Annotated in this window: 12 protein-coding genes; 9 read left to right on the top strand and 3 right to left on the bottom strand. The window is 70.9% G+C overall.

All coding sequences use genetic code 11. The features are described 5' to 3' along the window. Nucleotides 1-27: 27 nt before the first annotated feature. From IR212_RS09285 to IR212_RS09275, 3 genes are all read left to right on the top strand, one after another. Complete coding sequence (locus IR212_RS09285; protein WP_194395663.1) at nucleotides 28-963, top strand: ROK family glucokinase; 936 nt, start codon at nucleotides 28-30, stop codon at nucleotides 961-963. Between the two features lie 7 nt (nucleotides 964-970). Beyond that, the gene (locus tag IR212_RS09280; protein WP_194395662.1) at nucleotides 971-1,660 is read left to right on the top strand and encodes a lysophospholipid acyltransferase family protein; all 690 of its coding nucleotides are present in this window, start codon (nucleotides 971-973) and stop codon (nucleotides 1,658-1,660) included. 77 nt (nucleotides 1,661-1,737) lie between these two features. Continuing rightward, nucleotides 1,738-3,075 (top strand): class II 3-deoxy-7-phosphoheptulonate synthase, encoded by a 1,338-nt coding sequence (locus IR212_RS09275; protein ID WP_194395661.1) that lies wholly within the window; start codon nucleotides 1,738-1,740, stop codon nucleotides 3,073-3,075. A 101-nt stretch (nucleotides 3,076-3,176) separates the two neighbouring features. Here the strand turns inward: IR212_RS09275 and pknB are convergent, their stop codons facing one another. Both pknB and IR212_RS09265 read right to left on the bottom strand, forming a co-directional pair. Then, nucleotides 3,177-5,132, bottom strand: coding sequence for a Stk1 family PASTA domain-containing Ser/Thr kinase (gene pknB / locus IR212_RS09270; RefSeq protein ID WP_194395660.1), 1,956 nt, complete (start codon nucleotides 5,130-5,132; stop codon nucleotides 3,177-3,179). A gap of 96 nt (nucleotides 5,133-5,228) precedes the next feature. After that, nucleotides 5,229-6,410 carry a muramidase family protein gene (locus tag IR212_RS09265; RefSeq protein ID WP_228479247.1) on the bottom strand — a complete coding sequence of 394 codons (1,182 nt, stop codon included), beginning with the start codon at nucleotides 6,408-6,410 and terminating at the stop codon, nucleotides 5,229-5,231. A gap of 189 nt (nucleotides 6,411-6,599) precedes the next feature. Here IR212_RS09265 and IR212_RS09260 point away from each other — a divergent pair, with 189 nt between their 5' ends. Then, the gene (locus IR212_RS09260; RefSeq protein WP_194395659.1) at nucleotides 6,600-6,947 is read left to right on the top strand and encodes an Rv2175c family DNA-binding protein; all 348 of its coding nucleotides are present in this window, start codon (nucleotides 6,600-6,602) and stop codon (nucleotides 6,945-6,947) included. 53 nt (nucleotides 6,948-7,000) lie between these two features. On the opposite strand, the gene IR212_RS09255 is transcribed toward IR212_RS09260, so the two are convergent. Then, nucleotides 7,001-8,095, bottom strand: a complete 1,095-nt coding sequence (locus IR212_RS09255; RefSeq protein ID WP_228479246.1) for a polyprenyl synthetase family protein — start codon at nucleotides 8,093-8,095, stop codon at nucleotides 7,001-7,003. A 63-nt stretch (nucleotides 8,096-8,158) separates the two neighbouring features. Here IR212_RS09255 and IR212_RS09250 point away from each other — a divergent pair, with 63 nt between their 5' ends. The 5 genes from IR212_RS09250 to IR212_RS09230 all read left to right on the top strand — a co-directional run bounded on the left by IR212_RS09250 (nucleotide 8,159) and on the right by IR212_RS09230 (nucleotide 12,640). Next, on the top strand, nucleotides 8,159-8,524 hold the full coding sequence (locus IR212_RS09250) for a DUF3040 domain-containing protein (RefSeq protein ID WP_194395658.1): 366 nt from the start codon (nucleotides 8,159-8,161) through the stop codon (nucleotides 8,522-8,524). Nucleotides 8,525-8,700: 176 nt separating this feature from the next. Continuing rightward, complete coding sequence (mraZ, locus tag IR212_RS09245; protein WP_194395657.1) at nucleotides 8,701-9,132, top strand: division/cell wall cluster transcriptional repressor MraZ; 432 nt, start codon at nucleotides 8,701-8,703, stop codon at nucleotides 9,130-9,132. 121 nt (nucleotides 9,133-9,253) lie between these two features. After that, a complete protein-coding gene (rsmH, locus tag IR212_RS09240; protein ID WP_194395656.1) occupies nucleotides 9,254-10,207 on the top strand; it encodes a 16S rRNA (cytosine(1402)-N(4))-methyltransferase RsmH in 954 nt (317 codons plus the stop codon). Then, entirely contained in the window at nucleotides 10,204-10,809 is a 606-nt protein-coding gene (gene ftsL / locus IR212_RS09235) for a cell division protein FtsL (protein ID WP_194395655.1), read from the top strand. Before rsmH ends, ftsL begins: the two co-directional genes overlap by 4 nt. 43 nt (nucleotides 10,810-10,852) lie before the next feature. Beyond that, nucleotides 10,853-12,640 (top strand): peptidoglycan D,D-transpeptidase FtsI family protein, encoded by a 1,788-nt coding sequence (locus tag IR212_RS09230; RefSeq protein ID WP_194395654.1) that lies wholly within the window; start codon nucleotides 10,853-10,855, stop codon nucleotides 12,638-12,640. Nucleotides 12,641-12,669 lie beyond the last annotated feature (29 nt).

The following is a 12,669-nucleotide window of genomic DNA, read 5'->3' as shown; positions in this document are numbered from 1 at the left end:
CGGGCGCGGCGGTCGGAGAGGGAGACTGTGCTCAAAGTCGGCATCGACATCGGCGGGACCAAGATCGCTGGAGGCGTCGTCGACCCCGACGGGCACATCGTCGAGAAGGTCCGCGTCGACACCCCCGCCGACACCGCCGCGCTGGCTCAGGCCGTCGTCGACATGGCCCGTCACTTCCGCGCCGGCCACGACATCGCCGCCGTCGGCGTCGCCGCGGCGGGCTTCATCGACCGCGATCGCGCGACGGTCATCCACGCGCCGAACATCGCGTGGCGCAACGAGCCGCTCAAGTCCACGCTCGAGGCGGGCATCGGGCTGCCCGTCGCCATCGAGAACGACGCGAACGCGGCCGGGTGGGCGGAGTACCGCTTCGGCGCCGGCCGCGACGTCGAGCACATGGTGATGCTCACGATGGGGACCGGCGTCGGCGGCGCGATCGTCCTCGACGGCGAGCTGTTCCGCGGCGGTCACGGCATCGCCGCCGAGCTCGGCCACATGCGCTTCATCCGCGGCGGGATCCTCTGCGGTTGCGGACAGAGCGGATGCCTCGAGCAGTACGCGTCCGGACGCGCGCTGCAGCGCGAGGCCAACGACATCGCAGATGCCGGCGGCATCGGGGAGGCCCTCGCGCAGCTGAGATCGGAGAAGGGCTCGATCTCGGGCCCGGCCGTCTCGCGCCTCGTGCTGGCCGGCGACCCGGGCGCCCTCGAGGCGCTGCGCCGCGTGGCCACCGCACTGGGGGAGGCGTGCGGCGGGTTCCAGGCCGTGCTCGATCCCGAGCTGTTCGTCATCGGCGGGGGCGTGGCGCAGCTCGGCGAGGACCTCCTCGCGCCGGTGCGCCTCGCCTACGAGACGTCGCTGCCCGGCTACGGCGACCGCCCGGTCGCGCGCTTCGCGATCGCGCAGCTCGTGAACGATGCGGGTCTCATCGGCGCCGCCGACCTGGCCACGCCGGAGGGGTGACCCCGCGATGTTCTACTGGCTGATGAAGTACGTGGTGATCGGACCGATCGTCAAGGCGATCTGGCGCCCGTGGATCGTCGGCCGCCGGAACGTCCCCGCCGAGGGCGCGGCGATCCTCGCCAGCAACCACCTGTCGTTCGTCGACTCGATCTTCCTGCCGCTCATGATCGACCGGCCGGTCGCCTTCCTGGCCAAGAGCGACTACTTCACCGGCAAGGGCCTCAAGGGGTGGGCCACCCGGATGTTCTTCAAGGGCACCGGCCAGCTGCCGATCGACAGGTCGGGCGGCAAGGCGTCCGAGGCATCCCTCAACACCGGTCTCCAGGTGCTCGGACGCGGCGACCTGCTCGGGATCTATCCGGAGGGCACCCGCAGCCCCGACGGCAAGCTGTACCGGGGCCGCACCGGCATCGCCCGCATGGCGCTGGAGGCGCACGTCCCGGTGGTGCCCGTGGTGATGGTCGACACCGACACCATGATGCCCATCGGCACCACCGTCCCGCGCATCGTGCGCGTGGGGATCGTCATCGGCGAGCCGCTGGACTTCTCGCGGTTCGAGGGCATGGAGGGCGACCGCTACATCCTCCGCTCGATCACCGACGAGATCATGGTGGCGCTGCAGCGGCTGGGGGAGCAGGAGTACGAGGACGTGTACGCCTCGACGGTGAAGGACCGCCTGAAGAAGAAATCCCGGTGAGCGACCGCCCGCGCGGGCCCGCACCGACCGGCGTCACGCGGCACCGGCGGCATCCGTCCCACGGCTAGAATCGGGGGATGCTCCAGCACCTCGACGCACTCGACCACTGGCGGACCCTGCCCATCAAGCAGCAGCCGCAGTGGTATGACGTCGAGGCGGTGGCCGCGGCATCCGCAGAACTCGCGACCCTGCCCCCGCTGGTCTTCGCGGGCGAGGTCGACAACCTCCGCGACCGGCTGGCGGGTGCAGCCTCGGGCAAAGCGTTCCTGCTGCAGGGCGGAGACTGCGCCGAGACGTTCGCCGGCGCGACGGCGGAGCAGATCCGCAACCGCATCAAGACGGTGCTGCAGATGGCGGTCGTGCTGACGTACGGCGCGTCGATGCCGGTCGTGAAGATGGGCCGCATGGCCGGCCAGTTCGCCAAGCCCCGCTCCAGCGACACCGAGACGCGCGGCGATGTGACGCTGCCGGCCTACCGCGGCGACATCGTCAACGGCTACGACTTCACCGAGAACTCGCGCAAGGCCGACCCCGGGCGTCTGCTGAAGGGCTACCACACGGCGGCGTCGACCATCAATCTGATCCGCGCGTTCACCACGGGCGGCTTCGCCGACCTCCGCGAGGTGCACTCGTGGAACAAGGGCTTCGCCCAGAACCCCGCGAACCAGCAGTACGAGCGCCTGGCGACCGAGATCGACCGCGCGATCAAGTTCATGGAGGCCGCCGGCGCAGACTTCGACGAGCTCAAGCGCGTCGAGTTCTACACCGGCCACGAGGGGCTGCTCATGGACTACGAGCGGCCGATGACGCGCATCGACTCGCGCACCGGCACGCCGTACAACACCTCGGCCCACTTCCTGTGGATCGGCGAGCGCACCCGCGACCTCGACGGTGCGCACGTCGACTACTTCTCGAAGATCCGCAACCCGATCGGCGTGAAGCTCGGCCCGACCACGGCGCCCGAGACCGCGCTCGCGCTCATCGACAAGCTCGACCCCCACCGCGAGCCCGGCCGCCTGACGTTCATCACCCGCATGGGCGCCGGCAGGATCCGCGATGCGCTGCCGCCGCTGCTGGAGGCCGTCAAGGACTCCGGTGCCACGCCGCTGTGGGTGACCGACCCGATGCACGGAAACGGGATCACGACGCCCACCGGCTACAAGACGCGGCGCTTCGACGACGTGGTCGACGAGGTGCGCGGCTTCTTCGAGGCGCACCGCGCCGTGGGCACATTCCCCGGTGGCATCCACGTCGAGCTCACGGGCGACGACGTGACAGAGTGCCTGGGCGGCTCGGAGCAGATCGACGAGGCGACGCTCGCCACGCGGTACGAGTCGCTGTGCGACCCGCGCCTGAACCACATGCAGTCCCTCGAGCTCGCCTTCCTGGTGGCCGAGGAGCTCGAGAAGCGCTGACGTCGCGTCGCTGACACGACCAGGATCCCGGATGCCTCGCCCCGAGGCATCCGGGATCCTCGTCTGTGCGCGTGGCGTCGGTCCGGCGGGGCCCGCTGGGATCAGCCGGTGACGGTGAGCTGGATGTAGACGCGGGTGCCGCGCACCCGGAACTCGCCGGCGGCCGGATCGGACGCCGTCACCTCGGTGATGTCGTTCGGCACGACGCCGAAGAAGGCGGCGTAGTCGACCTGGAAGCCGGCGCCCTCGAGTTCGGCGATGGCCTCGTCGCGGCTGTCGCCGACGACGTCGGGCACCTCGAACAGCGGGGGACCGCTGGACAGCACAAGGGTCACGGCGTCGCCCGGCTGCCAGGCCCGGCCTTCGGGGCCGTTCACGCGGATGACCCGATCCTTCTCGATCGTGTCGCTGGCCTCGGTGACGCTCTCTTCCGCGACGACGAGCCCGACGCCCTCGAGCTCGCTGCGCGCGCCGCCCTCGCTGCGGTTCACGACATCGGGGACCGGCCCCACCGAGACCGAGAGGCGCGCGGTGTCGCCCTGGTGCACGACGCACCCCTCGAAGCAGGCGACGTCCTGCGAGCCGTCCTCCGGGGCGCCGGCGGGCCGGATCGAGACATTCACCACCGTGCCTGGGGCGTCCTCGGTGAAGAACTCGGCGTTGTCGTCGACGGTGTCGACGGACTGCTCGCCCAGCACCGTCCGGGCGTCGGTCTCGGACATGCCGGCGAAGGAGGTGAACGTCGCCTCCGCAGGGCCGAGCGAGACGAAGACGTTGACCGACGCCTCGCGGTCGACACGCGAGCCCTGCGGCGGGTCCGTGCGGATCACGAGCCCGGCGGCGACCTCCAGGCTGCTCTCGCCCTGCTGCACCGGCACGAGCGAATCCTGCTGCAGGCGGGCGGATGCCTCTTCATAGGTCAGCCCGGACACATCGGCCACGGCGACCAGCGACCCCGGCCCCGACCCGAAGTACCAGCCCAGCCCGCCGGCGAGGGCGGCGAGCAGCAGCACGAGGATCAGGAGCCACGCGCCGCGCGTTCGTCGCCGCCTGGTCGCCTGGCGCAGGCGCCCGGCGTTGTCGACGGCGTCCATCGCGGTGGTCGGCCCGGTCGGTGCGGCGCCGGGCAGGACCGCCGTGAGCTCGCCGGTCGAGGCGACATCGTCGCGCACGATCCCGATGGGACCGGTGCGGGCGACGACGGGCGCCACGCCGAGCTCGCGCTCGATCTCGCGCAGCCGCTGCAGCATCTCGCGGGCATCGAGCGGGCGATCGTCGGGCGAACGCTCGGTCGCCCACAGCACCAGCTCGTCGAGGGGCTCGGGCACCCCCGGGTTCTTGACGCTCGGGCGCGGAACCGAGTCGGTCGCGTGCTGGAACGCGATCTGCATCGGCTGCTCGCCCTTGTAGGGCTGCTCGCCGGTGAGCATCTCGTACAGCATGATCCCGATGGCATAGATGTCGCTGCGTGCGTCGGCCGTGCCGCGTGTGACGAGCTCGGGGGCGAGGTAGGCGATCGTGCCGAGCAGCTGGGCGCCGGAGGCCGTGTTCGCGGTCGTCGCCCGGGCCAGCCCGAAGTCGCCGATCTTGATGCGGCCGTCCTCGGCGAGCAGGACGTTCTCGGGCTTCACATCCCGATGGACGATGCCGGCCTTGTGCGCCGCAGCCAGCCCCGACAGCACGGCGTCGAGGATCGAGATCGCCTGCGGGACGGTCAGCCGGCGCTGCTCGCGCAGCAGCTCGCGCAGGGTGATCCCGGGCAGGTACTCCATGACGAGGTACGCCATGTCGCCGTCCTGGCCCTGGTCGAAGACGTTGACCACGTTCGGATCGGCCAGTCGCGCAGCCGCACGGGCCTCCTGGATGAACCGGCTCTGGAAGACCGTGTCGTCGCTGAGGTGGCCGTGCATGACCTTGAGGGCGACGCGGCGCTCCAGCCTGAGGTCGGTCGCGACGTACACGGTGGCCATGCCGCCCCGCGCGATGCGAGCACGCACCCGATACCGGCCGTCGACGAGACGGCCGATCAGCGGGTCCGTCTGCTGACTCGTGCTCACGCTCAGAGTCTACGGACGCACACCTGCGACCCGGCGGAGCGCCTCACCCTGCGACCGTACCGTTACCGAGGGTGGTTCAAGGCGACGCTGTTCGCATCACCCGAGTGCGGCGAGCCACTCGTAGGCGGGGGCCTCCCACTTGGCATACGCGTCGGGATACGCCGAGATCTGCACGGCCTGCGCGGCCTGAGCGAACGACATGCTCTCCCAGCCGGAGATGTCCAGCAGACCGCGGGTACGGCCCCCGTTCGGGTCGCCGGCGCCGCCGAAGAACACACGCGTCGCGCGTTCGGCATCCTGCACCTCGGTCTCGCTGCCCCAGCCGTGGCTCGGGCGCTGCTGGAAGAGACCCAGCGAGTCCCGGTCGCCCCAGCCCAGGTTGCGCAGCGAGGACTCCTGCATCGCCGTGCCGAGTGCGATCGCGATGGCACGGTCCGGGAGGCCGAGCTGGCGGCCCACCCGCGCGATGAGCTGCGCGTTCGCGGTCTGCTCGGCCGTGAGTCCGGAGAGGGAGGGGGCGGATCCGGGGATGCGCAGCGTCTGGCCCGGGTAGATGATCGAGGAGCGATCCAGCCCATTGGCCGCCAGCACCGCGTCGACCGAGACGCCGTGGCGCCCGGCGATTCCGCTCACGGTGTCGCCGGCGGCGACCGTGTACGAGCCGGCGCTGCTGCCGGGGGCGGGCTGCGGCGCCGCCGCAGGCGGGGGAGCGGATGCCGCCGGAGCCGCCGCGCCGGGGATGGCGAGGGTCTGCCCGGGGTAGATGATCGACGACCGCGCCAGGCCGTTGGCGGAGAGCACCGCGTCGACCGTCGTACCGTGCTGCCGGGCGATGGAGCTGACGGTGTCTCCGGCCAGGACGGTGTAGGAGGCCGCGGCGGGCGCAGGCGCCGGCGTGGGCGCGGGTGCCGGCGCCGCTGCGCCGGTGAGAGTCAGCACCTGACCCGGCTGGATGATCGACGACCAGCCGAGTCCGTTGACGGCGAGCACGTCGGCCGTGCGCAGACCGAAGCGCGCGGCGATGCCGCTCACGGTGTCGCCGGCTTGGACGGTATAGGTCGGCGGTGCGGCCTCGGCCGCCCGCGCCGCGAACGAGGCCGGGGTCGGGAGCGCGCTGACCGTCCTGAGTGCCGCTGCCCCGCCGGGCCCGTGCAGCGCACCGGGGATGGGGCCGCGAGTGGCGGCATCCACCCCATGCGCGTGGGCGGGAGCCGCCGACAGCGACAGGGCGATCGACCCGACGACGGCTGCCGAGATGCCCGCCGGGCGGCATCGCACAGCGGCGGCCCCGCGGTGGTCACGATTGGTCGTACTCCGGACTGATAGCACGAGCTGCCCCCTCCGTCGACTTCGGAAACGCTGTCACGGATGTGTACTGCTGTCAACGGGTGTGACTTCTGTGACTGAAGTTCCTCGCGCCCGTGGACGTGCTCTGCTCCGGGACGATCTGGAATAGTTGGATCCGTGATGGCTGACGACGCTTCGCGCTTCGAGACCGACTGGCTGACGCTTCCCGAGCTGGTGGAGCTGCTCGGGGAACCCCTCGGGCGGGTACGCCGGCTGATCGACGAGTCGCACCTGGTGGGCTCGCGGCGGGACGGCGTGCTCAAGGTGCCGTCCGTCTTCGTGGTCGACGGACACCCGCTGTCGTCGCTGCACGGCACCATCATCGTGCTGCACGACGCCGGCTTCTCGGACGACGAGGCGATCGACTGGCTGCTGACTCCCGAGGACACGATCGGCGTCGCGCCGATCGAGGCTCTCCTCGCCGGCCGCAAGAGCGAGGTCCGCCGGGTCGCTCGCACGCTGGCCTGAGCCCCGCGCGCTCCGTCGAATCAGATCGTGGGGCGCGGGCGGGCGCAGCGGGCTCAGGTCGTCCGCACCGTCGCCGCGCGCGCGAGGTCTCGGAGCGCGGCGACGGCGGCATCGCCCAGGCGGGCGCCGGAGAGCGCACCGTCCGCCTCGTGGGCGTACTGCGCGATGAGCTGCTCGACCCGGCCGAGAGCGCCCGTGTCGACGATCGTCTGCTGCAGCGAACCGATCTGCTCGGCGGTGAGGGATGGGTCGCCGATGCTCTCGTCGAGGATCCGTCGCGCGGAGGGCGCCAGCGCCTCGCGGGCGTAGGCGATGAGCACGGTGCGCTTGCCTTCCCGCAGGTCGTCGCCGGACGGTTTTCCGGTCGCCGACTCGTCGCCGAAGACGCCGAGCACGTCGTCGCGCAGCTGGAACGCCATGCCGAGAGGGTGCCCGAACGCGGCCAGTGCGGCCGCCTGCGCGGCATCCGCACCGGCCAGGGCCGCACCGATCGCCAGCGGCTGCTGCACGCTGTACCGGGCTGACTTGTAGGAGGCGACCCGCAGGGCGCGCTGGGCGTGGCGGTCGTCGGATTCGGTGGCGAACGCCGACTCCTCGGCGATGTCGAGGAACTGGCCGAGGGTGACCTCCCGCCGCATCAGCCCGTACTCGCGGCGCGCGGCCGCCGCCCGGTCGGGCGACGTCCCGGCGAGGCCGTCCTCGAGCAGGTCGTCGCTCCACGCGACGAGGAGGTCGCCCACCAGGATCGCGGCGGACCGGCCGAAGTCGTCCGCGTCTCCGATCCATCCGGCGGCGCGGTGGCTCTGCGCGAGCGCGCGATGCGTCGACGGGCGGCCGCGACGCGTGTCCGAGTTGTCGATGAGGTCGTCGTGCACGAGCGCTGCGGCGTGGAAGACCTCCAGCGCGGCCGCGGCGACGAGCACCGGTTCGGATGCCTCGCCCCTGGGCGCGGAGGCCTCCTCCACAGCCCTCCACCCCGCGATGCAGAATCGGCCGCGCAGCCGCTTGCCACCGGTCACGGCATCGGCGGCGGCGTCGACGAAACGGGCGGCTTCGGCGCCGGCGTCGACGACATCCTGCCGCCTGGCCGAGACGAACATGTCCACTCGCTGGGAAATGGCTTCGATCGGCTCTGCGAGGGCGGACACGGGCCTAGCCTAGTGACGAACGGCACGCGTACAATCGAGCCACCGAAGTACAGAGGGGGATGCATGCCACTCTCCGAACAGGAGCAGCGCCTGCTGGACGAGATGGAACGCCATCTCATGCGCAACGACGCAGACGTCGTCAGCGCGCCCCGTGGGGGACGCACTCTGAGCTATCGCAACATCGTCTACGGCACCATCCTCGTGCTGCTCGGCCTCGGCGGGCTCATCGTGGGCGTGTCGCAGCAGCTGATCGTCGTCGGCGTCATCGGCTTCGTCGTGATGCTGGGCGGCGTGATCCTCGCGATCACCCCCGGCCGCGGCCCCGGCAAGACGCGCGTCGAACCGGATCGGCCGGCCAAAGCACAATCGAACTCCTCGTTCATGGATCGCATGAACGATCGCTGGGACAGGAGGCAGGGGGAGCGCTGAGCGTCCCCACCGCCTGAGCAGCAGCAGAAAGCACCGACCCTCGGGTCGGTGCTTTTTTGTTGCCCTCGCGCGGTCCCGGGGAGAGTGGTGGCCGCGAAATGGTAGCGAAGTGGAGGGCAGTGGAGTAAAGTGGTGAGCATCCTGGGGGGCCGGAACGAAGGGGGTGTGATGTACCGATGCTGTTGGGAACCCACACACCCAAGCTCGACGACAAAGGTCGCGTCATCCTCCCGGCCAAATTCCGCGACGACCTGGGCGGCGGCGTCGTGGTGACCCGCGGACAGGACCGCTGCCTGTACGTGTTCAGCGAGAAGGAGTTCGAGCGGGTGCACGACCGCATCCGCGAGGCGCCGCTGGCGAACAAGCAGGCTCGCGACTTCCTGCGCATGTTCCTCTCGGGGGCGAGCGCCGAGAAGCCCGACGGCCAGAACCGCATCACCATCCCCCCGCCGCTGCGGGCCTATGCCGGACTCGAGCGCGACCTGGTCGTCACCGGCGTCGGTGCGCACGCCGAGATCTGGGATGCCGCTTCCTGGAACGCCTACGCCGAGGCCAACGAAGAGAGCTACGCCGAACTGGAGCAGGAGGTGATTCCGGGCCTGTTCTGACGACGCGTCGCCTGCAGTCCGACTCCCAGCCGCTCCCGCCCTGTCGCCACTTCCCCGGTGCCAGGTCAGAGCGGATGGGGATCAGGCTCCAGGGGACGGGAGACCGGATGCCCCGCCGATCATGAACCTCCGCGACATCCACACCCCGGTGCTCCTCGATCGCTGCATCGAGCTGCTCGCCCCGGCCCTCGAGCGCCGGGGCGCCGTCCTGGTCGATGCCACTCTCGGCATGGGCGGGCACTCCGAGGCGTTCCTCGAGCGATTCCCCGGCCTGCAGCTGGTCGGCCTGGATCGCGACACCGACGCACTGCGCATCGCGGGGGAGCGGCTGGCCCGCTTCGGCGACCGGGTGCACCTGGTGCACACCGTCTACGACGGCATCGCGGATGCCGTCGGCTCGGCAGGTTTCGCCGCCGCCGACGGCGTCCTGTTCGACCTCGGAGTGTCATCGCTGCAGCTCGACGTGGCCGACCGCGGCTTCGCCTACGCCCAGGATGCCCCGCTCGACATGCGCATGGACCAGTCCGCCGGCACGACCGCGGCCGACATCCTCGCCACCTACGGCGAGGGCGACCTGCGCCGGATCTTCGAGCGGTACGGCGAGGAGAAGCTCGCCGGACGCTACGCGCGCGCCATCATCGCCGCCCGGGCCGAGGCGCCGATCGAGCGCTCGGGTCGCCTCGTCGAGATCCTCCAGGCCGCGACACCGGCGGCGGCCCAGCGCGCGGGGCATCCCGCCAAGCGGGTGTTCCAGGCGCTGCGCATCGAGGTCAACCGCGAGCTGTCGGTGCTCGAGCGGGCGATCCCATCGGCTCTGGCCACCCTGCCGGTCGGCGGCCGCATCGTCGTGCTGTCGTACCAGTCGCTCGAGGACCGGCTCGTCAAGCGGGCCCTCGCCGATGCTTCCGCGTCCACCGCCCCGGCAGGTCTGCCGGTGGAGCTTGCGGAGCACGCACCGAGGTTCCGGCTGCTGGTCAAGGGCGCCGAACTGGCCACCGACGAGGAGCGTGCCGTGAACCCCCGCGCGACCCCCGTCCGTCTCCGCGCCGCCGAGCGAGTGAAAGAGGACTCATGAGCGCCACCGCGAACGCCCTCGCTGCGCCCGGGCGGACCAGGGGCGGCGGGTCGCCGGAACGCATCCGGGACCCGCGACGGGGTCTGCGCGTCCTGGAGACACCCGCGCGCCGGCGCCGGCCCCGCCTGCTGTACGGCGTCATCGCCGTGCTGGGCGCGTTCGTCATCGCGGGCGCGCAGATGGCCCTGTCGATCATGACGACGCAGGGGACGTATGAGATCGCTGCGCTCACCAGCCAGCAGCGGGACCTCACGTACGAGCGGCAGATCCTGTACGACGACGTCGCGGGACTCAGCTCGCCCCAGTACCTCGCGGCCAACGCGGCGGCGCTGGGCATGGTGATCAACGAGGCGCCGAGCTACCTCCGGCTGAGCGACGGCGCGATCCTCGGCCCGTCCGAAGTCGCACTGGGAGCGTCATCGGTCGACGCGATCGGCCGCGGCGCAGTGCCCAACGCCCTCATCGCCGACACGCCGCTGGTCACCGTCCCGGACGCCACGATGGACGGCGTCCCGATCGAGACGGCCGATCCCGGCGACGCCGGTGTGGGCAACACACCGCCCCCGATCACCGACGGACTGCCCACCCCGAGCACACACTGAAGCAGGACACACCGACGGCGAGCGAGACCGAGACGACGACCAGATGACGACACGAAGCACGCGCAGCCCCCGTCGGCGCACCGTCGTGGCCCTGGCCGTCGTCCTCGCCGTGCTCGCCGGGTTCATCGTCCGCCTCGTGGACATCCAGGTGGTCAACGCCGACGAGCACATCCAGGACTCCCTGGACACCGCGTTCGCGAGCACCCAGACCCTGTACGGCACGCGCGGCCAGATCGTCGACGAGGGCGGGCAGACGCTGGCCGGCAGCATCCTGCGCTATGACTGCCAGCTCGATCCGCTGCTCATCACGCAGATCGATGCCCAGGTGCTGGCAGACGAGTCCGACGCGCCGCTGTGGGAGGACCTGTCCAGCGACGTCGCCCGCATCACCGGGCAGACCCCCGCAGAGGTGCGGTCGATCGTCGGCACCGCCCTCGCCGCCGACCAGTACTCCCGCTACGCGCAGCTGAAGAAGGGCGTCTCGACCGAACAGTTCCGCGCGCTCGCGGATCTGAAGGCCCCGTACATCACCTGCATCTCGCACCCCGCACGCGCCTACCCGGACGGCGCGGTGGCGGGGAACCTCGTGGGGTTCATGGGCACCGACGGCGAAGCGCTCGAGGGGCTGGAGAAGTCGCAGAACGACTGCCTCGCGGCCGAGAACGGCAGTCGCAGCTATGAGAAGGGCAAGGACGGCGTCGTCATCCCCGGCACCCAGACCGAGACCCCTGCCACGAACGGCGGCACGCTGCAGCTGACCATCAACCGCGACCTGCAGTGGTACCTGCAGCAGCTCATCGCCGAGCAGACCCAGAACATGGCCGCACGGCACGGATCCGTGCTCGTCTACGAGGTCAAGACGGGCAAGGTCCGGGCGGCAGCCGAGTACCCCACGGTGGATCCCAACGACGTCGACGCGACCGATGCCGAGGACCGCAGCAGTGAGATCTTCCGGGGCTCGTTCGAGCCGGGGTCGACGTTCAAGGCGCTGACCGCGGCGACCGTGCTCGACGCCGGCGGCCAGACGCCGCTGTCGACCGTCACCGCGTCCGGGCTCGAGACGTTCCCCAACGGCGCCCGCGTGCGCGACGCGTTCCAGCACCCCGCCAACCTGTACACGCTGACCGGCGTCCTGATCGACTCGTCCAACGTTGGCATCTCGAAGTTCAGCGAGCGGGTCGACAACCAGACGCGCTTCGACTACCTCACGCGCTTCGGGATCGGGGCCGGCACGGGCTCGACCTACCCGCTGGAGGGCAGCGGGCTCATCCACCCCGTCTCCGAATGGGGGGCGCAGACGGCGTACAACACCTCATTCGGTCAGGGTGTCACCACCACGATGCCCGAGCTCGCCCGCGCGTACGGCGCGATCGTCAACGGCGGCGTGATGATGCCGCTGTCGATCATCGAGTCGTGCACCATGCCCGACGGCACCGTCGTGGCCCCGGAGCTCCCCGAGCCTGAGCGGGTGATCAGCGAGAACACGTCGGCGCACATGCGCGACATGCTCGAGAACGTCTTCCTGCAGGCGCCGTACGCCAAGACGGTGGCGATCCCCGGCTACCGTCTCGGAGGGAAGACCGGAACGGGCGAGAAGCCGGACCTCGTCAACGGCGGCTACAAGGCGGGCGTCTACTACACCACGATGGTCGGCTTCGCTCCTGCCGACGACCCCGAGTACGTGGTCGTCGTCACCCTCGACGAGCCGACGAAGGTAACATCGTCTGCGGCCAACGCAACCGCGTTCCAGAAGGCCATGACCCAGGTTCTGAAGACGTATCGCGTCATGCCCTCGACGACGTCGCCGGAGCTGCTGCCCAAGTTCGGGTAGTCCCCGTGCCGCATTCCCGCAGAGGGTCG

The sequence above is a fragment of the Microbacterium atlanticum genome, from assembly GCF_015277815.1.
Taxonomy (GTDB): domain Bacteria; phylum Actinomycetota; class Actinomycetes; order Actinomycetales; family Microbacteriaceae; genus Microbacterium; species Microbacterium atlanticum.
Note: the sequence above shows the minus strand (reverse complement) of the source record. Positions and strands in the feature narration are given on the sequence as shown.

Excerpts from the sequence above, each read along its gene's own strand:
- mraZ (WP_194395657.1), top strand. The coding sequence starts at position 8,701 with ATGCTGTTGGGAACCCACACACCCAAGCTCGACGACAAAGGTCGCGTC.
- IR212_RS09250 (WP_194395658.1), top strand. The coding sequence starts at position 8,159 with ATGCCACTCTCCGAACAGGAGCAGCGCCTGCTGGACGAGATGGAACGC.
- rsmH (WP_194395656.1), top strand. The coding sequence starts at position 9,254 with ATGAACCTCCGCGACATCCACACCCCGGTGCTCCTCGATCGCTGCATC.
- IR212_RS09260 (WP_194395659.1), top strand. The coding sequence starts at position 6,600 with ATGGCTGACGACGCTTCGCGCTTCGAGACCGACTGGCTGACGCTTCCC.
- IR212_RS09275 (WP_194395661.1), top strand. The coding sequence starts at position 1,738 with ATGCTCCAGCACCTCGACGCACTCGACCACTGGCGGACCCTGCCCATC.
- IR212_RS09280 (WP_194395662.1), top strand. The coding sequence starts at position 971 with ATGTTCTACTGGCTGATGAAGTACGTGGTGATCGGACCGATCGTCAAG.
- ftsL (WP_194395655.1), top strand. The coding sequence starts at position 10,204 with ATGAGCGCCACCGCGAACGCCCTCGCTGCGCCCGGGCGGACCAGGGGC.
- IR212_RS09230 (WP_194395654.1), top strand. The coding sequence starts at position 10,853 with ATGACGACACGAAGCACGCGCAGCCCCCGTCGGCGCACCGTCGTGGCC.